The following is a 20,832-nucleotide window of genomic DNA, read 5'->3' on the forward strand; positions in this document are numbered from 1 at the left end:
GGGATCGCAGCGGCCGCCGGTCGGGGGCGGCCGCTCTCATCCCCGCACCCCCGCGGATCCGATGGCGAGGCGGTTGAAGGTGTTGATCAGGCTGATCGTCCACAGCAGGTGAGCGAGCTGGGCCTGGTCGAAGTGGGTTTCGGCGGACCGGTAGTCCTCGTCGGGGACCTGTCCGCCGGGCAGCAGCGTGACCGCTTCGGCGAGCTGCAGCGCGGCCCGCTCGGGCGCGGTGAACTCGGACGAGCCGGCCCAGCGGACCAGCGCGTCCAGTCGCTGCCGGGACGCGCCGAGCTCCTGCGCCCGCACCGTGTGCAGGCCGGTGCAGAACGCGCAGCCGTTGAGCTGCGAGGCGTGCAACCGCACCAGCTCCAGCAGGACCGGGTCCAGACCGGCGTCCTGCGCGGCGGCACCGGACCGCTCGGCCAGCCGCTGCAGGTCGGCGAAGTCGTCCGGGGTGAGCGCGAGCAGGTCGAGGCGGGGCGTGAGCGTGGTCATCGGGTTCCTCCCGGTGCGGTGGTGCGCTCGGTGGCGAGCGCGGTGACGGTGCGGCGGCAGACCTTGCCGGTCGGTGCCAGGGGGAGTTCGGGCAATACCAGCAGGAATTCCGGCAGCTTGCGGCGTTCCAGGCCGCGGTCTCGCTCCAGGAATCCGGTGAGCGCGTCGAGGGTGAGCTCCGCGGTGCCGGGGGTGTGGCTCACGCAGGCGCACAGCCGTTCGCCGAGGTCGTCGTCGGGGATCCCGACGCAGGCCACGTCGACGACCGACGGGTGCGCGGCGATCTCGCGTTCGACCTCGGCCGGGCTGATGTGGTAGCCGCCGCGCGAGACGACCTGGCGCAACCGGCCCAGCACGTGCAGCCTGCCGTGCTCGTCGAGCATCCCGCGGTCCCCGCTGCGCACCCAGCCGTCCGCGGTGCGGTAGCGGCCGTCGAGCTCCGGGTCGGCGACGTAGCTCAGCGGGGTCATCGGGCCACGGGCCAGGATCTGGCCGCTCTCCCCGCGCGGCACCTCGTCCTCGGCGGCGTCGACGACGCGGATCTCGGCGACGGCCGGGTCCGGCAGGCCGGTGCCGGGCGCGCCCGGGGTGCGGGCGGTGTGGCAGTTGATGCCGTCCGAGGAGCCGTACACGCTGATCACCCGGGCGCCGAACCGGTCCGCGGCGGCATCCCGGGTCACGTCGGACAGCGGGGCTCCGCTGGACACGACGACGCGCACGGAGGAGAGGTCCTCGTCCGGGGCCGCCGGGTGGTCGGCGAGGCGGCGCAGCATCGTCGGCACCCCGAACACGTGGCCGGGCCGGTGGTGCCCGATCAGCTCGAAGGTGCGGGCCACGTCGAAACCGCCGGGCAGCACGAGCGTGGCGCCCAGCGCGGCGATCGCGACGTGCGTCGCGCAGGAACCGTAGGACGAGGCCATCGACATCAGCAGCAGCGCCCGCATCGGCACCGGCCCGGCTCCCGCGAGGGCCCGCACGTAGTTCGCCCGGCCCCCGGCCATCGCGTTGTGCGAGTAGGCGATCATCTTCGGCTCCGCCTCGGAACCGGAGGTGACCAGGATGCGCACCGGCGCTTCCGGGTCGTGCTCCCGCGCCGCCCACCGCGCCGCCGGGGCGTCGTCCAGCGACCGCGGGCCGGATTCCCCGGCACCGAAGGTGAAGGCGCGGCGCAGGTAGGGGAGTGCACGTGCGTCGTCGGCGTCCTCGGTGGTGCCGAAGATCGCCGCGGCCGCCCGGGACCGGCCCAGCAGGCTGCGGGTGTCCCGGAATCCGCGCCCCGCCGGGTAGGCGAGGACCACACCGCCGACGGCAGCGACGGCGAGTTCCGCGATGGCCATCCGACTGCCGTTGGGCAGCCGGATGCCGACGACGTCGCCCGCGCCGATCCCCGCGCGGTCCAGGGCCGCCGCGACCCGGTCCACCTCGCGGTCCAGCGCCGCGTAGTCCAGCACGCCGTCGGCGTCGAGCACCGCTTCCCGGTGCGGATGGGCGCGGACCTGCTCGCGGAACAGGGCGTGCACGTCGCGGCCCGGGCAGTGCCCGTCCCGGACCCACCGCGCGCGCAGCGCGGCGGGCACCAGGTCGCCGATGGCGACCCGATCGGTGCTGTCGATCATGAGAACTCCCAGGGAGGTAACGGGAACACGTGGTCGTCGGCGCGGCCCAGCGCGGCGGCGAACCGGTCGTCGGTGGTCAGCTCGCGCAGGTCCGCGCACACCGGGGTGACGACGACCCCGGATTCGGCGCCGCGGCGGACCCACTCGGCGGTGGGGCGCGTGCGGAACCGGGTGGTGAGGTCGCCGGGACCGAACGCGGCGGCCGCGGTGGCGGGGTCGATTCCCGGCGGCAGCACGGCGAAACCGTCCTCAGTCCACAATGGAGCCGCGAGCGGATCGGGCGCGCGCCGGCCGGGCCGGGGCACCAGCCCGGCCGCGGAGAACAGCGAGGTGTCCACTCGTGAGCCCTCCCCGGTGCGCACCCGGTGCAGCAGCGCGCCCAGCACGCCCTGCGCGCACACCAGCCCGCCGAGCACATCGGTCAACGTCATCAGCGACGGGCGCACCGGGTCGCCCGCGGGGGACAGCGCCGCGGCCAGCCCGCCGCCCGCCTGCACCAGGAAATCCGTGCCCAGCGGCGGATTCGGCCCGGCCGCCTCGCCCCACCCGGACGCCCACGCGTAGACCAGCCCGGGCCGGGCGCGCGCCAGGTCGGCGGAGTCCAGCCCGAGCTGCGCGGCCTTGCCCGGCGCCCAGTTGTGCACGAACACCTCGGCGCCCGCCACCAGCTCGCGCAGCTCCCGCCGCCCGGCGGCGGACTTGATGTCCACCTCGACGACCCGCTTGCCGTCGTTGAGCGAGCGGTAGCGCACCGAGGTGCCCCCGGCGGTCGGCGGGATGCCGCGCATCGGATCGCCCCCGGGCGGTTCGACGCGGATCACCTCGGCGCCGAGCATCCGCAGCACGTGCCCGGTGACCGGGCCCTGCACCCGCCGGGTCGACTCGACCACGACGAGGCCGTCGAGGGGCGCGGGGCCACCGCGCGGGCGGAGGGCGGCACCGGGCCGGCCCAGGGGAGCGGTGGTGCAGGCGGGAACCTCCCACGGCGGCACCGGATCCTCCCGGACCGGCAGCACCGCCACTCCGGACTCCGCCGCCGCGGCCAGCACCTCGGCGAACCGGGCGCGGCCCACCGCCGCGTGCAGGGCGGGCGGTAGCGCGCAGCACGCCGTGCCGAAGCGCCGCTGGAACGGGCCCCAGCCGCGCGCGATCGCGGCGTGCTCGGCACCGAGAGCCTGCCAGAACCGCAGCCACGGGTCCGCGTCGAGCGTCTCCAGCTCGCAACGCACCCCGTCGGCGGTGGTGAACGGCGGCCGCGCCCCACCGGGCTCCGGCCGCGGTTCCGCGTCCTCGGCGGTGTCGGCGTCGGTGGCCGCGACCGCCAGGTACTGCTGCACGCTGAGCAGCGCGGCCGCCGCCACCGAGGTGCGCACCCGTGCCATCCGCGCGCCCCGGGCCCGCGCGATCGCCGCCGCCAGTTCGCCCTGGCTCGCCAGCACGCCCGCGACGACCGAGGCGTAGTCGACGCCCAGCGCGGCGGGACGCCCGGCGGCCCTGCCGTGCACGTGCATGATGCCGCAGGCCGCCTGCACCGCGGCCTCGTCCGGCAGCACCGCCCGCACCGGCCCGGACCAGTCGATCTCGCAGCGCACAGCGGGGTCGACCGGCCCGCCGGTCAGGACGTCGCGGACCTCGGCGGCGACCCGCGCCACCGAGCGCGTCGAGGTGGGTACCCCGCTCACCGCGCCGGCTTCCGGCCGTGCACCGAGTACATCAGGCAGGACGTCGCGCGGAAGTCCGGGTGCCGCACGATCTCCCGCACCTGGTCCAGTTCCCCCGCGGTCATCCCGGCCGACACCAGCTCCGCGTGCATGTCCACAGTGGATTGCACGAGCAGCAGCAGGTCCGGGCTGCCCGGGTGGCGCAGCTGCACCTGCGGATGCGGGTCGATCTCGACCAGCCCGGCCAGGTGCATCGCCAGCGGCACCTGCCTGCCCCAGTCGGTGCCCACCCCCGCCGCCCGCATCGCGGTCGCCTTCGCCGCGAGGAACTTCTCGTACAGCAGCGCCGATTCCGCGTCCCCGGCCAGCAGCAGCGGCTCGTAGGACGTGTCGAACTCGTCGATCTGCAACCACCCGCCCGGTTTCAGCGCACTCACCAGCTTCGCCAGCACCGCCTCCCGCTCGGGCAGGTGGCGCAGCACCAGGCGCGCCACCACCAGGTCGAACGCCTCCTCGGACAGCGGATCGGTGACGACGTCGTGCTCGACGACCGGCGGCCGCGACCGCGGGTTCGGCCGCACATCCGTGGCCAGCACGCTGCCGGAGGGCGCCACCCGGTCCGCGAGCCACCGCGCGATCTCGCCGTCGCCCGCACCCACGTCCAGGCAGTGCCACCCGTCACCCACCCCGGTCTCCGCGAGGCGGGCGCGGGTGAGCGGGTCGTGCGCCGCCGACAGGTGCCGGTGCCGCCCGTGCGCCCGCCGCTGATCGAAGACGTAGATCCCGGTCACCACCGGCTTCCTCCTCCGCGCGTCCGGACCGTCACGTCCACCGGCCGGATCCGGGCGTGTCGGTGTTCCCGGTGAGCCGCTCCAGCAGCAGGGCGCGCCGGACCTTCCCGGTACCGGTGCGCGGCACCGCATCCCACGTCAGCACCACCGGTTCGGCCAGCGCGGGCAGTCCGCGGATCGCGCGGCGCCACGCTCCGCTCGGCAGCGCTCCGTCCGCGGTCACCACCACCGGCAGCGGGAGGTCGCCGGGACGGCCCAGCAGCACGCACTCCAGCGCCTGCGGCAGCCGGTCCTCCAGCACGTCCTCGGTCCCCAGGCAGCTCAGCCGCGGCGTCCGGTCCACCTCGCGGTCCAGCAGCGACACGTGGCCGTCCCGGTGGTGCACGCCGATGTCACCGGTGTTCCACCACGGCCCGCGCGCCTTCGCCGCCCAGCGCTCCGATTCGCCCGCGTAGTCCAGGCAGCGCGCCGCGGTCCGCGCGAACACCAGGCCCGGCGTGCCGCGCGGCACCGGCTCGAAGGTGTCCGGGTCCACGACCCGCAGCCGCGTCTTCACCGGGATCGGGCGGCCCAGGTTCCGCGCCCCGGCAGCGGAACGCCTGGTGTGGAAGCGGAACGTCAGCGGCCCCGTCTCCGTCTGCCCCCAGCCCTGCATCCACAGCGGACGCCGGTGCGCGGAGGCGTGCAGGTAGGCGCGGATCGTCGGCGGGTGCACCGCGTCGTAGGTGCTGATGAACAGCCGCACCCGGCGGAACGGGTTGTCCAGCCGCTCGGTCAGCGCCCGGAACCGCACGTAGGACGCGGGCAGCGCCTCCACGATCGTCGGCGGGTAGGCGCGCAGCACCGGATCGACCCGGTCCGGATCGGCCGAGCTGAGCACCACCAGCTCGCGCGGCTGCCTGCTCAGCGCCACCGCGGTCCAGCAGAACGTCCGGCCGTGCGCGTAGGAACTCGCGTTGACCACCACGTCGTCGGGGCGCACCCCGATCACCGGCACCGGATTCGACTCGAACCGCGCCAGCTGCCCGATGATCGTGCGGGTGGAGTGCACCACCAGCTTCGGCACGCCCGTCGTCCCCGAGGTGTGGTTGATGACCAGCGGTGCGTCGTCCGGGCGCAGCCGCGGCGCCGGAGCGGACCGGCCGCGCACCTCGTCCAGCCGCACCGCGCCCGGCGCCTCCCCGTCGAGCAGCAGCGCGGTGCGCGCGGCGGACACCAGGTCCAGGCCCTGCTCCGCGCACCGCCGCACCAGCGCACCGGAGGTCACCAGCACCGCCGCGTCCAGCCGCTTGAGCAGCTGCTCCAGCGCCGTCGTCGACAGCTCCGCGGACAGCTGCGCGGGCACCGCCCCGATCCGCACCGCCGCGCACGCCAGCAGGTCGTAGTCCCAGTGGTTCTCCTTGACGATCGCCACCCGGTCCCCGCGCCCCGCACCGGCCGCCGCGAGCCACCCGGCCGCGGTCCGCACCAGGTCGGCGAGCTCCGCGACCCCGTAGGACGAGCCGCCGTCCGGCGCGATGTCGAACGGCCGGTCCAGCCGCACCGCCGTCGCGGTGCCGCGCCGCGCGCACTCGTCGAACAGGACGCCCATGTCATGCGGTTTCAATGCGTCGGCTCCTCGCCTGGGTCGGAATGCTCAACGGGGCGCGCAGCCTGCTCAGCACCCGGGAGGCGGCCAGCGCGCCGGAACGCACCGCGCCCTCGCTGGCGGGGCGCAGCATCACCCAGTCCCCGGCGTAGTCGACGGGGCGCAAGCGGCGCGCCATGAACCGGGACCGCAGGCCCAGCGCCTGCGGGGTGGCCTCCGGCAGGCCGTGCGGGTGGCGGTGCACGAAGTTGCGGCGGTTCGCCGCGAGCAGCTCCGGCAGGTATCGGGCCGCGGCACCGGTCAGCCGCGCCACGACCTCCTCGTCCGGCAGGTCCAGCAGGCCCGCCGTGGTGCGCGCGTTCGGCATCAGCGTGAGCAGTCCCGCGCCGGCCGGTGCCCGGTCCGGATGCTTCTGGTGGTCGAACAGGATCGCCGAGAGCACCTCGTCCTCGGCCTCCGGGGTGAGCAGCACGTACGGCGGGGCGCCGTGCTCCGGCGCCAGCGGCCGGTCCAGCAGGCAGCTCACCTTCAGCGCCGGGGTGAACGTGCAGGCCTCCAGGTACGCCGCCTCCGCTTCCGGTGCGCCCGGGTGCAGCCGCGCGGCGACCGGTGCGGGCACGCACAGCAGCACCGCGCGCGCCGCCACCACCTCGTCGCCGACGTGCAGCCGGGCCGCGGAGCCGGTGGAGACGACCTGGTGCACCCGCTGCCCGGTCCGCACGTCCAGCCCGGCGGCGAGCCGCCGCGCCAAGGTGTCCATGCCGCCGCGGTAGGTCCGCCAGTTCGACGCGTCGCCGACCGCCAGCAGCAGCGACACCATCACCGCCGCCGAGGACCGTTCGGTGTCCCAGCCGAAGAAGGTGCCCGCGACGGGTTGCAGCAGGTAGTCGTGCAGGTCCGGGTGGTACCGGCGGGCGAAGTCGGCGACGGAGCTGTCGGCCAGCGGGGTGTGCTGCGGGTCGTCGGTGGCGAACTCGCCGCGGCGGCGGGACAGCCACATCTGGAACCGGGCCAGGTCCACCCGGGCCAGCGGGGACAGCCCGGCACCGGTGAGCAGCCCGCGCGGTTCGGCGACCCCGGGGTGCGCGCGGCCGTCCCGCCACATCGAGATCGGGCTGCTGATCAGCGGGATCTCGTGGTCCTCGACGCCGACCCGGGCCAGCAGCTCCCACGTCGCGCGGTAGCCGCGGGGCGACAGCTGCTCGGCGCCGGTGTCGATGGTGTACCCGTCGACGCGGGCGCTCGCGGTGCGTCCGCCGACGTGCTCGGCGGCCTCGTACACGCGGACGTCGAGCCCGGCGCGGGTCAGCTCGGTGGCGGCGGTGAGCCCGGCCATGCCCGCACCCACCACGGCTACGTCCAGCTCGTCGCTCATCCGGTGGCACCCCCGAACGCCGCGAGCAGGTTCGCCGCGACCAGCAGCACCACGTACAGCCGGTGCACCCGGAACCCGAGCCTGCGGGCGCGCATGATGTCACCGGCGCGGAACCCGAGCTGGTACTGCCGGGCGCGCAGCGCGTTGCCGGGCAGCAGCAGCACCGCGAACCACCACGGCGCCACCCCGCTGACCGACGCGCCCAGGCACAGCAGGAACTCGCCCAGCGACAGCGCCCCGATGAACAGCGCGTTGCCGCGCGGCGAGGTCAGCGCCGCCACCGTCGGCCGGCCCACCGCCCGGTCGCCCGCGACGTCGTTGGTGTTGGAGTACACCCCGAACATGAGCGGCCCGAGGCCGAACAGCACCGCCTGCACCAGCACGAACCCGGAGAACTCGCCGGTCGCCAGCCCGTACGGGGCGAGCACCAGCACGGTGCCCAGCGCGACGAGGAACGCCTCCTGGAAGCCGTGGTAGCTGAGCTTGAGCCCGTAGGAGTACTGCAGCGCGATCACGAAGGTCACCGCGATCACCACGATCGTCCACATCGGACGGTGCGGGGCGACGACGGCGGCCGCCAGCCACAGCAGCGCCCCGCACCCGGCGGCGGCCCAGCCGAAGCCCAGCGCCTCCCGCTCGGTCAGCGCGCCGGAGACCAGCGGTTTGCGCAGCTTCTTGCGCAGCGGATCGTTCGGCCCGTAGTTGGCGATGTCGCTGCCGTCGCGGAACCCCGTCACGTCGTCGAACGACACCAGCGCCACCAGGGTGCAGACCTCGCCGAGCAGGAACAGCAGCAGCATCGGCAGCGCCTCGGCGCCCGCGGCGAACCCGGCGGCGGGCAGCGCGGCCGCGCCGACCACGAACACGCTGAGGTAGTAGTCGTAGACGTCGAGCTTGCCCAGGCGGGCGAAGGTGCGGGCCTTGCTCTCCGGCCTGCCTGCCCCGGTGCGTTCGGGGGCGGCGTGCAGGTCACTGGTCATCGTGTCGTGCTGCTCCTGTTCCGGACTGGCTGGTGCCCGGCGCCTGCGCGCGCGGGCGGTGGCGGGCGAACTCGCAGACCGCGTCGGCGATCCGGGTCACGTCCCCGTCGGTGAGGTGCGGGTAGATCGGGAGGGCGATGATGCGGGCGCTGGCCCGCTCGGCGTTCGGCCAGTGCTCGTCCACGGGTGCCCAGGGCCGGAACGCGGCCTGGTGCGGCAGCGCCAGCGGGTAGTACACGTGCGAGCCGATCCCGTGCTCGACGAGGTATTCCCGCAGCGCGTCGCGTTCCTCGGCGAGCAGGCAGTACACGTAGTGGCAGCGGCCCTCGCGGCCCGGTGGTGGCGGGTGCACGCCGTGCTCGGCGAGCGGGGCGAAGCGCTCCGTGTAGTGCTCGGCGATCTCGGCACGCCGCCGGAGCCGGGCGGGCAGGCCCGGGTACCGGTAGCGCTGGAACGCGGCCTGGATCTCGTCGAACCGGCTGTTGGTGCCGACGACGCGGTGCACGAACCGCTCCTGCTGGCCGTGGTTGCGCAGCATCCGGACCCGCTGCCCCAGCTCGGGGTCGCGGGTGACGACGGCGCCGCCTTCGCCGGGCATGCCGAAGGACTTGACCTGGACGAAGGAGTAGACGCCCGCGTCGCCCCACAACCCGGCGGGCGTACCGCGCAGCACCGCGCCCTGGGCGACCGCGGAATCCTCGACCAGCCGCAGGCCGTGCTCGGCGGCCAGCTCGGTGAACCGGGGCATGTCGGCCATGATCGAGAACATGTGCGCGGGCAGCAGCGCCTTGGTGCGGTGGGTGATGTGCCGCCGCGCCGACTCGGGGTCGAGCACCATGGTGCGCGGGTCGATGTCGGCGAACACCGGGACGGCGCCGACCTCCAGCACGGCACCGGCCAGCGGGGCGCACCCGAACGCGGGCACCACGACCTCGTCACCGGGGCCGACGTCCACGGCGCGCAGCACCAGCCCGAGCGCGGTGGTGCCGCTGCCGCAGGCGATGACGTCGGCGGCGCCGAGATCGTCGCGCAGCAGCTCCTCGAATTCCCGGGTTTGTTCACCGAGGATGAATTTCTGTCGAGGATCCCGACCGATCTCGCCGATGATATCGAGCATCACCTTGCGATCGTCTTCGAACAGATCGGGCGGGAAGAACGGAATCTCGGAACGCATCACGCGCGCCTCCCGGAATAGAAGGAGCGGATCGACGAGCACACCCGATCGAGTTGCCCGAGGGTGAGGTCCGGGTAGAGCGGAAGGGCCACCGCACGCCGCGCCGCCGCTTCCGCGTGGGGCAGCGGAACCTTCGCGGAATAATCCGCCGAAAAGCAGGGTTGCCGGTGCAGCGGAATGGGGTAGTAGGTTTCGGTGCCGATTTCCGCGCGGGCCAGCCACTCGACCAGCTCGTCGCGGCGCTCCACCTCGACCAGGTAGACGTACCAGGCGCTCGTCGAGCCGGGGCCGCGGTCGAGGACCTCCGGCAGCCGCACGATCCCCGGCACGTCCGCGAGCCGCTCCCGGTAGGCGGCGGCCAGCTCGGCGCGGCGCGCGATGTCCCGGTCCAGCTCCGGCAGCTTCGCCAGCAGCACCGCCGCCTGGATGTCGTCCATCTTGCTGTTCGTGCCCGGCCGGGCGGTCTCGGTGGAGATGCCGGGGAAGTGGTCCAGGGTGTGCCCGAACCGCCCGTGGTGGCGCAGCCCCGCGACCAGCTCCGCGGTCCGCGGATCGTCGGTCAGCACCGCCCCGGCGTCGCCGATCGCGCCGAGCGTCTTGCTCGGGAAGAACGAGAGCACGCCGCCCGCGCCGTGCAGCCCGGCGTGCACTCCGACCTGGCGCATCCCGATCGCCTCGGCGCTGTCCTCCAGCACCACCAGCCCGTGCCGCGCCGCGACCCGGGACACCGCGCTCATGTCCGCCATCTGCGAGAACAGGTGCGCGGGCAGCACGAACCGGGTGCGCGGGCCCGCGACCCGCTCCACCTCGGCCGGGTCCAGCGCATAGGTCACCGGGTCGATGTCGGCGAACACCGGGCGGCCCCCGGCCAGCACCACCGAACTCGCGGTCGCCACGAACGAGTAGGCGGGGACCACCACCTCGTCCCCGGGCCGCAGCCCCACCGCCCGCAGCAGCAGGACCAGCGCGTCCGTCCCGCTGTTCACGCCGATCGCGTACCGCGCGCCGGTGTACTCGCAGAGCCGCCGTTCCAGCTCGGCGACCTGCTTGCCGTGGGAGAACTTGCCGTTGTCGAAGACCGCTTCGACGCGGTCGCTGATGGCCGGCCAGAGCCGGTCGAACGTGCGGGCCTGCGAGAAGAACGGAACGGGCGCGGACGAATCCGGCGGGCTCGATAATTCCCGCGTCCCGGTGTCATGCACACCGCGGGACACGACGGTCAACTCCTGGGAAATGGGGAGGGATCTTCGGCTAGGCAAAGTAGCGGAACGCCGCGCGGATCCGAAAGGCCACCGGAACGTGAAGCGCGTTTTTCATCCTTTCCGGTGATCACCTGCGGGTGGCGCGCGGACCCGGTTCCTGGGCTGTTCGGGGAAATCGTTAGTCTTGCCCTCCGGCGGCCCCGCGCGGTCGCCGACCTGCATTCCGCCACGCATCCCGAATGGTCGCCCGATCCGTCCCGTGTGGACGGTTCGGGAAAAGGCGTGAACTCCGGAACCGGTGCGGAAGCGGGAACGAATTCGCGGAGAACGGCGAAACCCGGCCGGGATCCCCCGGTCCGAACCCCGGCATGCGGCGGACTCCGGAATCCCGGAAACAACCTCGAACCCCTCTGGAGCAACGGAGCACGATGCTGCACTCACTCGTGGTCGGGCTCGGGCGCGCAGGCGCCGGGCTGCACCTCCGCGTCCTGGCGCAGGCCAGGAGACTCGACCGCGACCTGTTCCACCCCGGCGCGATCGTCGCCTGCGACCCGGCGCCCGCGGCCCGCCGCGTCCCGCCCGGGGTCACCGCCGCCGAATCGGTCCGAGCCGCCGCCGAACTGGTCCCGCCCGGACGCACCGTGGTGCACCTGTGCACCCCGCCCACCGAGCGCACCGCCCTGCTGCGCGAGCTCGCCGAACTCGGCTTCCGCCGCATCATCGTGGAGAAACCCGTCGCGCCCGACCTCGCCGCGCTCGCCGAGGTCGAACGGTTGCGGGCCGCGCACGGGCTGCGGCTCGCGGTCGTCGCGCACTGGCTCGACGCCGAACTCACCCGCAGGCTCGACGACCTGGTGCGGCACCGGCCGCTGGGACCGCTGCGGGAGATCTCCTTCCGGCAGCACAAGCCCCGGTTCACCCACTCCACCGCCACCGGCGGGCACCCGACCGCGTTCGACGTGGAGGTCCCGCACTCGCTCGGCGTCGCGCTGCGGCTGGCCGGGCCCGCCGACCTCGTCGACGCCGACTGCACCGACATGCGCTGCGGCGAGGTGCTGATCCCCGGCATGGGCGGCGCGCGGCTCGCGCTGCGGCACGCGGGCGGCGTCCGCACCAGCATCGAATCCGACCTGACCGCGCCGGTGCGGGAACGCAGCGTGGAGCTCTCGTTCGAACGCGGCCGAGCCGTCGGGCACTACCCGCTCAGCGACCAGGACCACCACGCGCAGCTGACCGTGCACGGCGCCGACGTACAGCGGGCCGACGAACAGCGGTCGGTTTTCCCCGACGACGCGCTCACCGAGTTCACGCTGCGCACCTACCGCCGGTTCAAGGCCATCGGACCGGAAACCGAATCCGCCGCCACCGGGCACTTCGCGATCCACCGCGACGTGGTCCGCCTGCTGTGGGCGGCGAAGCAGCACTGCCGGGACCGGACCGGTCCCGCACGACAGCGGAGGAGGACCGCAGACCATGCAGGATGACCCGCGCCCCCGGCTCGCCGGCCTCGGCGACGAAGCCGCCGCGGACCTGACCGGGCAGCTCGCCGCCGTCCGCAGGCTCGGCTGGCGCTCGATCGAACTGCGCACCGTCGACGGCGTCCCGCTCGCCGACCTCGACGAAGCCGACCTGCGCCGCACCGTGCGGCAGGTCCGCGCCGCCGAGCTCGACGTGGTGTGCCTCGCCTCCCGGATCGGGAACTGGGCCCGGCCCATCACCGCCCCGTTCGACGACGACCTGCGCGAACTCGACGTGCTCGCCGAGCAGTGCCGCGACCTCGGCAGCCGGTACGTGCGCATCATGTCCTACCCGAACGACGGCCTGCCCGAACCCGAGTGGGGCGCCCGCGCGCGCGATCGCGTCGCGAAGCTCGCCGAACGCGCCGCCGAGCACGGTGTCGCGCTGCTGCACGAGAACTGCGCCGGCTGGGCCGCCACCGACGCCGACCGGACGCTGCGGCTGCTCGCCGAAGTCCCGTCGCTGCGGCTGCTGTTCGACACCGGCAACGGCGTCGAACACGGCTACAGCGCCCCGGAACTGCTGCGCCCGCTCATCGGCCACGTCGCGCACGTGCACGTCAAGGACGCCACCGGCTCACCCGGCGCCGTGATGTACGTGCCACCGGGGGAGGGCACCGCGCGGGTCGCCGACTGCCTGCGGCTGCTGCTGAACTCCGGTTACGAGGGGGCCTACTCCCTCGAACCGCACCTGGTCGCCCGTCCGCACCACGGGGTCCGCGCGGACGAGACCGCCGCCGACCGGTTCGTCGACGCGGGCCGCGCCCTCGAACGGCTGCTGGGGCGGCTCAGCGCGCCCTACACCGCGGTCACCGCGCCCGGCCGGACCTGATGGGCACCGCACCGCTCGAACCCGGTGACCTGGACCTGCTGGTGGACCTGCTGCGGCTGCCCACCGTGAACCCGCTCGAAGGCGCCACCCCGCCCTCCCGGATGTGGCGGGCGCAGCGGGCCTACGCCGCGGCGGCCGAGCGGATCGGGTTCCGCACCGCGCACCACGCGGCCCCCGACCCCGCGGTGCTGGACCGCGAGGACGTGCCGCGCACCGTGCGCGACGCGGCCCGCGACCCGGACTTCCTCGCCGACCAGCCCAGCCTCGTGCTGCGGCTCGGACCGGAACTGCCGCCGGAACGCACCGTCATGTTCAACGTGCACCTGGACACCGTCGGCGGGCTGGAACCCGTCACCCGCACCGCGGAGCGGATCACCGGGCGCGGCGCCATCGACGCCAAGGGACCCGCCGTGGCGCTGCTGGCCGGAATCCGCGCCGCCCGCGTCACCAACCCCGAACTGGGGCAGGACGTCGGGGTGCTCGTGCAGGTCGTCGCCGGGGAAGAAGGCGGCGCGATGGGCACCTACGGCACCCGGCCGCTGGTCGAAGCAGGGCACGTCGGCGCGCTCAACGTGTTCTGCGAACCGACCGGGCTGCGCTACCTGCCCCGGTCCACCGCCTCGGCGACCGCGCACATCCGGGTCGACGGGCACGGCGCCATCGACGACGAGCCCGCCGCCGGGCACAACGCGACCGTGCTGCTCGGTTTCCTCGCCCAGCACCTCGCCCGCCACCTCGACCCGCAGGACCGGCCGGGGCGCTGCTGCATCGCGGGCCTGCGCACCGGAGACCGGCACAACCGGGTCTACGGCAGCGGCGGACTGCTGCTCAACCTGTCCTACGCCACCGCCGCCGAAGGCGCCGCCGCCGAACGCGCGCTGGAGGAGGCGGTGCGCAGCGGCGTCCGCGAGTTCACCGACACCTTCGCGCACACCAGGGAATTCGCCCGCACCGCCGCGCAGGCCGCGGGCATCACCCGCGTCGACTGGCTCAAGCGCGGCCTGCCCTGCCTGCCCGACCAGCAGGACGTGGCCGAACTGTTCGCCGCCGCGGGCATCCCGCGCTGGCCCGACGAGCTGCCCGCGTTCACCTGCGACGCCATCTGGATGCACGGCATCCCCGACACCCGCACCGCCGTCCTCGGCCCCGGATCGCTGGAGGCGAACCACGCGCACGCCGACGGCGAACACGCCGACGTCGCCGAACTCCGCGACTTCGCCCTCGCCGTCGCGGCGGTGCTCACCGAGTTCACCAAGCGGCACCACGGCGGTGCCGGGAAGGAGATCACCTGATGACGCTGCTGCCGGAGATCGCACACTCCGGGGAACGAACGACGGTGTCCTACGCGCGGCTGCACGCGTTCACCGCGCGGCTGTTCGCCGAGCACGGGATACCCGATCACCGGGCGCGCCTCGCCGCGGAGGCGCTGTGCCACGGAGATCTGTGCGGATTCGACTCGCACGGCCTGTTCAACCTCACCCGGCTCTACCTGCCGCAGCTGCGCTCCGGGCGGGTGGACCCCACCGCGGAGCCGACCACGCGGCTCGACCTCGGCGCCTGCGCCGTGCGCGACGCGCACCGAGCGCTCGGCCTGTGGGCCGCCGCCGAAGCCGTCGACGACGCGGCCGACCGCGCCCAGGTGCACGGCGTCGGCCTGGTGTCGGTGCGCGGTGGCACGCACTTCGGCTGCGCGGGGTTCCACGCCGCCCGCGCCGCCGAACGCGGCCTGATCGGCATCGTCGCCAGCAACTGCGGCTCGCAGCGGATCGCCCGGCCACCGCTCGGCGCGCTCGCGATGCTCGGCACCAACCCGATCGCCGTCGCCGCCCCCGCCCTCGACGGCCACCCGTTCGTGCTGGACATGAGCACCACCGCGGTGCCCACCGGCAAGGTCCGGATCGCGGCCGCCGACGGCGAGCGCATCCCGCCCGGATGGCTCGACGACGACACCGGGCACCCCGTCACCGACCCGGCCGAGTTCGACCGCGGCGGCGCGCACCTGCGCTGGCTCGGCGGCGACTCGGCGACCGGCGCGCACAAGGGCTTCGGGCTCGGACTCGTCGTCGAAGTGCTCTCCGCGCTGCTGCCCGGCGCCGGTGTCGGCCCCGCCCCGGCCGCGCTGGACGGCGACGGCGGGCCGCACGGGCGCGACGACGACATCGGCTACTTCGTGCTGGCCATCGCACCCGACCTGCTGCGCCCCGGCGGTGCGTTCACCGCGGACGCGCGGAGCCTGTTCGGCACCCTGCTGGACTGCCCGCCCGCGGCCGAGGACCCGGTGCGCTATCCCGGCTGGCACGAGGCGGAACGCGCCGCGCGGCGCCGCCGGGACGGGGTGCCGCTGCGCACTCCGGTGCACCGCGACCTCGTCGAGCTCGGCTTCGACGAGTCCGAAGTGGACGGAGGTGTGCGGTGAGCGCCGCGCCGCGCCGCGCCGCCGTGATCGGGCTCGGCGCCATCTCCCGGTACTACCTGGCCGCGCTGGACGCGCTGCCCGGCTGGGAACTCGCCGCCGTCTGCGACGTGGACGACTCCGCGCTGGCCGCGCACCGCGACCGGCTACCGGTCTTCCGGGACCACGGCGACCTGCTCGCCGAGACCGCCCCGGACGCGGTGATCGTGGTCGTGCCCAACGACGTGCACGCGGACATCAGCCGCGACGCGCTGCGGGCCGGAATCCCGGTGTGCGTGGAGAAACCGCTCGCCATCGACCTCGCCGACGCCCGGGCGCTCACCGCGCTCGCCTCGGTCACCGCGCCGCTGTTCACCGCGTTCCACCGCCGCTACAACGACAACGTGCTGCGGCTGCGCGAGGAACTCCGCGGCCACGGCCCCATCGAGGCGATGACCGTGCGCTACCTCGAACGCATCGAAGAGCACATCGGCGGCGACACCTGGTACCTCGACCCGGACCGCTGCGGCGGCGGGTGCGTCGCCGACAACGGACCGAACGCCTTCGACCTGGTGCGGCTGTTCCTCGGCGACGTCGAACCGGCCGCGGTCACCGTGCACCGCGACGACGTGGGACTCGACCGGCAGGCCGTCGTCGAACTGCGCTCCGCCACCGGGGTTCCCGCCGTCGTCGAACTCGACTGGTCGCACCCCGGCGAGACCAAGGACGTCGAGATCCGCTGCGCCGACGGCAGCGCGCACCGCGCCGACATGCTGCACGGCCACCACGGGTTCAAGACCTCCCTGTGGCACGAGTACGAAGGCATCCTCGCCGACTTCGGCGCCGTGCTCGACGCCGGCAACACCGCCGCCGACCGGCGTCCCGACGGCGGGTTGCCCGCGCTGGAACTGGTCGACGCGGTCTACCGCACCGAATTCCTGGACGCCGCGTCCAACGAGGAGGGCTCGGGATGAACCCGCACGAAGACGGCCGCAAACGCGGGCTGCACGCCACCGTCGTCAAGGTGCTGCGGCACCGCCGTACCGAACGGGGCATGTCGCTCGAACCGCACGCCAGCCGCTGCATCCGGGCGGGGGAGGTGCACGAGCTCGTCACCACCGACCACGCCGACACCGCCCCGGGCGCCCGCGTGGACCGCGTCGGGTTCCTCGGCTTCGCCGAGTTCGGCTGCGCCGGCGTGCTCGACCGCGGCGACGAGCTGCACATCGGCGGGCGGGTGGTCGGCACCGTGCTCGGCTTCGACGCCTGCCACCACCCGAACCACTACAACGTCCTGGTGCGCACCGAAATCCCGTGGACCGGTGCGGACCTCGACCTGTTCCCGGAGCAGACGCTCACCTTCGAGCAAGCGGCGGTGGTGGTCCCCGAACGGTGCTGACCCGCTGACCCGCTGGAGCGGCGACTCCGGCGCACGGCCGGAACGACACGGCGGCCGGTGACCATTCCGCGAGGGGAGGGTGGTCACCGGCCGCTTGTCGCGCGCTGCGGATCAGCCCAGCAGCTCGACGTCCGACCGGCCGAAGTGGAAGTCGCGCACCGAGGCGAGCAGCTCCTCCAGCGAGAGCTCACCGTCGCCATTGGTGTCGATGTCGACGAACGCGGAGGCGGCCTGCGAGCGGTCCACGCCGACCGCGGTCAGCCAGGACGCGAACTCGCCCGCGTCGATCACGCCGTCGTCGTTCTTGTCGCACAGGCCGACGATGCCCTGCACCACCGGGCGCATGACCCGGTCGAAGTCGGCCTCGCCACCCGGGGTGACCATTCCTTCGGCGACCTGGAGGAACTGCTCCTCCGACAGCGAACCCGTGGGCGCCTGGCCGGCCCGGCTCGCCAGGTGGTCGAACATCGTGGTGAACGCCTCGCGCAGCAGCTGCGCCTGGGGGCTCTGGGCGCTCGTGTCGAACGCACGCGCGATCTTCTCGGCTTCCTGGACGAAGTCGTTGCGCTCCAGGCTGCCGCTGCCGTCCAGGTCCCACTTGGCGAAGCGCTTGCGCAGGCGGTCGTTCGCGATAGCCGTGCTCATGGCCATCCTCCTAGCTGTGTATGGGTGAACAGGAAATTCCGTCCGCCCCGCGGAATCGGGGTGGCCGGCCCGCGCGGAGCCGAAGCACCGCGCAAGTTCTTCTCGATGCGGCCGGTGGAAACCGGCCGGAGACGTCAGAGCAGCGTCACCGCGGTCCCCGCGGACTTCCCCCGGGTGTCCAGCAGCAGGCAGCCCGACGAGGAGAGCTCGACGAGGTCGTAGCAGGAGTGGTCCTGCAGCAGGACCACCAGATCCGCGGCGGCCAGCGCCTCCGCGAGCTCGAGCGCTCTGCGGAGGGGATGCCCGTCCACGTGGAACTCGGCGACCCTCGGATCGTGGTAGGACACCTCGGCGCCCTGGGCGAGCAGCCCGCGGGCGATCGGGTAGGCCGGGGACTCGCGGGTGTCGGCGACGTCCCGCTTGTACGCGACCCCCAGCAGCAGCACCCGGGACCCGGAGAGCATCCGGCCGCGCCCACCGAGCAGTTCCGCCGCGCGCAGCACCACGTGCGAGGGCATCCGCTCGTTCACGGCGCGCGCCGCGGACAGCGTGCCGAAGGTGAAACCGGCGCTGCGGGCCTTGCTCTCCAGGTAGCGCGGGTCCACCGGGATGCAGTGCCCGCCGACGCCCGGGCCGGGCTGGAAGGGGGCGAAGCCGAACGGCTTGGTGCCCGCGCAGTGCAGCACGTCCCACACGTCGATGCCCATCCGGTCGCAGAACAGCGCGACCTCGTTGACCAGCGCGATGTTCACGTACCGGTAGCTGTTCTCCAGCAACTTCGCCATCTCGGCCTCCCGCGTGCCGCGGGAGACGACGAGCGAGTCGACGAAGCGGCCGTAGAACGCGACGCCGTGCTTGGCGCACAACGGCGTGCAACCGCTGATGATCTTCGGGGTGTTCTGCATGGCGAACCGCTCGTTGCCCGGATCGATCCGCTCCGGCGAGTAGACGAGGTGGAAGTCCTCACCGACCCGCAGTCCGCTGCCGCGTTCCAGGATGGGCCGCACGACCTCCTCGGTGGTACCGGGATGGCTGGTGGACTCCAGCACCACCAGCGTGCCCGGCCGCAGCCGGGAGGCGGCGGTGTGCGCCGCGGCCCGCACCGCGCTCAGGTCGGGTTCGCCCGTCGCGGACAACCCGGTGGGCAGGCAGAGCACGATCGTGTCCGCGGTGGTGAGCACGTCCGGATCGGTGGTGGCGGTGAACCCGGCGGCGACCATCTCGGCGACCGCGCCGCTCGGCACGTCACCGACGTGCGAGCGGCCCGCGCCGAGCCCGGCCACGACCTCCGCGGAGACGTCCAGCCCGACGGTGCGCAGGCCGGCCGCGCAGGCGGCGGCCGCGAGCGGAAGGCCGACGTAGCCGAGCCCGACCACGACGAGATCCCGCGGCATGTCCCGGTGTCCGGCGTCCGCGGCGTTCCCGGAGGTCACGCCGAGAAGCTGCCGGTGCCGGGCGGCACGTGCGCGCCGTGCCCGGGCTGGACGACGAGGCTCGCCGTCAGGCACAGCGGGTCGCCGTAGATCCGCACCGGCTCGTCCGTGTCGTTGATCAGCACGTGCGCGGCCAGCGGCGCGCGGTAGCAGCCGCTCGGCGCGTCGTAGCTGTCCACCGGTTGGAGTTCGGTGCTGAACACCAGGACCTGCCCGGTTGTGGCGGCGCCCGCGGTGCTCGCCGGGAGGGCGGTGGCGAGCACCGCGGCGGCGGCCGCGAAGAGCAGTCGAGCGTTCGTGCGCATGGTGGGGGTTCCTGTTCGGAGTCGACGTGGTGCGCCCCGGCGTGGCCCGGAAAGCGGAATGTCCGGTGCTGGTGGGTGCGCGGGGATCACTTGCTCGGGCGGGTGGCGGAGGACAGCGCGCCGACGCTGACCATCATCACCAGCACGCCGAGCACCGCGATGAACCCGGCGGTCTGCGCCGGGGATTCGCGGGGGCCCGCCGAGTCGGCGAGCTCCTCGACGGCGGGTTCGAGCGGGGGTGGTGCCGGGCGTGCCGCGGGCGGCGGTGCCGGCACGGCGGGTGCCGGTTCGGCGGGCGGCACCGGTGGCGATGGCGCTGGCGGTGGTGCCGGTGGCAGCACCAGGGTCGCGTCCGCGGCGGTGACCTGACCTGCCAGCGAGCGCGCGCTGACCGCCAGCCGCACGACCTCGCCGGGCCGCGCGGGGCAGGTGTAGGTGGTCTCCGCGCCCGGTTCCAGCGTGCCGAGGGAGCGGCGGCAGGCCGGTGGTTCCCCGGTGACCGCCACGTCCAGCAGCGGGACGGTGGAGGTGTTGCGCACCCGCACCGGCACGGCGCCGTCCCGCACGGGCAGGATCTCCAGCGAGACCGAGGGCTCGGCCGGTGGTGCGGGCCGGTCGACCTGCGCGGTGGCGCGGGCGGTGGTGGCGAAGCCGGTGTAGGTCATGCCGACGGCGCGGGCCGTCACCTCGCCGTCCGCCGGTGCCGTTCCGTCGCAGGTGACGGTGCGCGCATCGCCGGGGTGGAGCCCGCCCACCACGTCGTGGCACGGTCCGGCGCCGAGGCTCACCACGGTGCCGAACAGCGCGGCGTCCCCGGTGTTGGTGACGACGGCGGTCTGGGTGAGCGGGTCGCCGGGGTGGGCGGCGCGCGGGGCGGTGGTGGTGCGCAGCGACAGCGCCGGGTGCTCGCCGGGCCACCCCGGGCCCCCGATGCCGGGGACGTCGTCGTCCGGGACCCAGGGGATGTCGGCCCTGCCCGAGTCGGCCGCCGCGTCCTGCCGAGGCGGGACGTACGCGGACGTGAGCAGGGGTGCGAGCAGCACCAGCCCGCAGCAGGACAGCACCGCGGAGCGCGGTGTCCGCCCGGCCCGCGCGATTCGGGACCGGAACCGATTCGGAACGGATCGTGGACGCGACATCTCACCTCCTCGTTGTTCGTGGAATGCGTGAATTCGGCCCGCGGGAACTCGGGGCCTCATCGGCGATCGCGGAGGACCGTAGCACCCCTGAATCGTGGTTCCGGCGACCTCGCGGAAAGTCCACAATGGTCCACCGCGCAGGCTGACCAGCGCCTATTTGAATCTGCTCGCGAAGAGTGCTGGATTGGAAACCGCCATTACCGATCCGGGTGATCGCTCAAGATCACTCTAATCGGTGATTTTCCCTCCGGTGCTGGAAAGTTCCTCCTTTCAACGGGGTTCGGCGGG

19 protein-coding genes are annotated in these 20,832 nt (G+C 74.0%); 6 read left to right on the forward strand and 13 right to left on the reverse strand.

The window, feature by feature from the left end:
* Window positions 1–36: 36 nt before the first annotated feature.
* The 9 genes from AC29IT_RS00160 to AC29IT_RS00200 are packed head-to-tail and all read right to left on the reverse strand — an operon-like array spanning window position 37 to window position 10,882.
* Complete coding sequence (locus AC29IT_RS00160; RefSeq protein ID WP_358435838.1) at window positions 37–495, reverse strand: carboxymuconolactone decarboxylase family protein; 459 nt, start codon at window positions 493–495, stop codon at window positions 37–39.
* On the reverse strand, window positions 492–2,111 hold the full coding sequence (locus AC29IT_RS00165; protein WP_488217381.1) for a class I adenylate-forming enzyme family protein: 1,620 nt from the start codon (window positions 2,109–2,111) through the stop codon (window positions 492–494). Before AC29IT_RS00165 ends, AC29IT_RS00160 begins: the two co-directional genes overlap by 4 nt.
* Window positions 2,108–3,793: a CoA transferase gene (locus tag AC29IT_RS00170; RefSeq protein WP_358435843.1), complete on the reverse strand. Its 1,686-nt coding sequence runs from the start codon at window positions 3,791–3,793 to the stop codon at window positions 2,108–2,110. The genes AC29IT_RS00165 and AC29IT_RS00170 overlap by 4 nt, the downstream gene beginning before the upstream one ends.
* Entirely contained in the window at window positions 3,790–4,563 is a 774-nt protein-coding gene (locus AC29IT_RS00175) for a class I SAM-dependent methyltransferase (protein ID WP_358435845.1), read from the reverse strand. The genes AC29IT_RS00170 and AC29IT_RS00175 overlap by 4 nt, the downstream gene beginning before the upstream one ends.
* A gap of 31 nt (window positions 4,564–4,594) precedes the next feature.
* Complete coding sequence (locus AC29IT_RS00180) at window positions 4,595–6,154, reverse strand: class I adenylate-forming enzyme family protein (protein WP_358435901.1); 1,560 nt, start codon at window positions 6,152–6,154, stop codon at window positions 4,595–4,597.
* Between the two features lies 1 nt (window position 6,155).
* Window positions 6,156–7,526 (reverse strand): protoporphyrinogen/coproporphyrinogen oxidase, encoded by a 1,371-nt coding sequence (locus AC29IT_RS00185; RefSeq protein WP_358435848.1) that lies wholly within the window; start codon window positions 7,524–7,526, stop codon window positions 6,156–6,158.
* Entirely contained in the window at window positions 7,523–8,506 is a 984-nt protein-coding gene (locus tag AC29IT_RS00190) for a UbiA family prenyltransferase (protein ID WP_358435851.1), read from the reverse strand. The genes AC29IT_RS00185 and AC29IT_RS00190 overlap by 4 nt, the downstream gene beginning before the upstream one ends.
* Window positions 8,496–9,680, reverse strand: coding sequence for a DegT/DnrJ/EryC1/StrS family aminotransferase (locus tag AC29IT_RS00195; RefSeq protein WP_358435853.1), 1,185 nt, complete (start codon window positions 9,678–9,680; stop codon window positions 8,496–8,498). Before AC29IT_RS00195 ends, AC29IT_RS00190 begins: the two co-directional genes overlap by 11 nt.
* Window positions 9,680–10,882, reverse strand: a complete 1,203-nt coding sequence (locus AC29IT_RS00200; RefSeq protein ID WP_358435904.1) for a DegT/DnrJ/EryC1/StrS family aminotransferase — start codon at window positions 10,880–10,882, stop codon at window positions 9,680–9,682. Before AC29IT_RS00200 ends, AC29IT_RS00195 begins: the two co-directional genes overlap by 1 nt.
* Window positions 10,883–11,310: 428 nt before the next feature.
* On the opposite strand from AC29IT_RS00200, the gene AC29IT_RS00205 reads away from it, so the two are divergent.
* The 6 genes from AC29IT_RS00205 to AC29IT_RS00230 are packed head-to-tail and all read left to right on the forward strand — an operon-like array spanning window position 11,311 to window position 17,022.
* Window positions 11,311–12,366 (forward strand): Gfo/Idh/MocA family oxidoreductase, encoded by a 1,056-nt coding sequence (locus AC29IT_RS00205; protein ID WP_488217382.1) that lies wholly within the window; start codon window positions 11,311–11,313, stop codon window positions 12,364–12,366.
* Window positions 12,356–13,231: a sugar phosphate isomerase/epimerase family protein gene (locus AC29IT_RS00210; protein WP_488217383.1), complete on the forward strand. Its 876-nt coding sequence runs from the start codon at window positions 12,356–12,358 to the stop codon at window positions 13,229–13,231. Before AC29IT_RS00205 ends, AC29IT_RS00210 begins: the two co-directional genes overlap by 11 nt.
* Window positions 13,231–14,523 (forward strand): M20/M25/M40 family metallo-hydrolase, encoded by a 1,293-nt coding sequence (locus AC29IT_RS00215; protein WP_358435860.1) that lies wholly within the window; start codon window positions 13,231–13,233, stop codon window positions 14,521–14,523. The genes AC29IT_RS00210 and AC29IT_RS00215 overlap by 1 nt, the downstream gene beginning before the upstream one ends.
* Window positions 14,523–15,647 (forward strand): Ldh family oxidoreductase, encoded by a 1,125-nt coding sequence (locus tag AC29IT_RS00220; protein WP_488217384.1) that lies wholly within the window; start codon window positions 14,523–14,525, stop codon window positions 15,645–15,647. The genes AC29IT_RS00215 and AC29IT_RS00220 overlap by 1 nt, the downstream gene beginning before the upstream one ends.
* The gene (locus AC29IT_RS00225) at window positions 15,644–16,597 is read left to right on the forward strand and encodes a Gfo/Idh/MocA family protein (protein ID WP_488217385.1); all 954 of its coding nucleotides are present in this window, start codon (window positions 15,644–15,646) and stop codon (window positions 16,595–16,597) included. Before AC29IT_RS00220 ends, AC29IT_RS00225 begins: the two co-directional genes overlap by 4 nt.
* A complete protein-coding gene (locus AC29IT_RS00230; RefSeq protein ID WP_488217386.1) occupies window positions 16,594–17,022 on the forward strand; it encodes a DUF6917 domain-containing protein in 429 nt (142 codons plus the stop codon). The genes AC29IT_RS00225 and AC29IT_RS00230 overlap by 4 nt, the downstream gene beginning before the upstream one ends.
* Before the next feature lie 111 nt (window positions 17,023–17,133).
* Here AC29IT_RS00230 and AC29IT_RS00235 read toward each other — a convergent pair whose 3' ends face one another.
* The 4 genes from AC29IT_RS00235 to AC29IT_RS00250 form a co-directional block, all read right to left on the reverse strand.
* Entirely contained in the window at window positions 17,134–17,667 is a 534-nt protein-coding gene (locus tag AC29IT_RS00235; RefSeq protein WP_358435871.1) for an EF-hand domain-containing protein, read from the reverse strand.
* Between the two features lie 134 nt (window positions 17,668–17,801).
* Window positions 17,802–19,061 (reverse strand): nucleotide sugar dehydrogenase, encoded by a 1,260-nt coding sequence (locus tag AC29IT_RS00240; RefSeq protein ID WP_488217897.1) that lies wholly within the window; start codon window positions 19,059–19,061, stop codon window positions 17,802–17,804.
* Window positions 19,062–19,096: 35 nt separating this feature from the next.
* The gene (locus AC29IT_RS00245; RefSeq protein WP_488217387.1) at window positions 19,097–19,405 is read right to left on the reverse strand and encodes a hypothetical protein; all 309 of its coding nucleotides are present in this window, start codon (window positions 19,403–19,405) and stop codon (window positions 19,097–19,099) included.
* An 86-nt stretch (window positions 19,406–19,491) separates the two neighbouring features.
* Complete coding sequence (locus AC29IT_RS00250) at window positions 19,492–20,544, reverse strand: hypothetical protein (RefSeq protein WP_488217388.1); 1,053 nt, start codon at window positions 20,542–20,544, stop codon at window positions 19,492–19,494.
* Window positions 20,545–20,832: the final 288 nt, after the last annotated feature.

It is taken from the genome of Saccharopolyspora sp. MMCC62 (assembly GCF_057736575.1).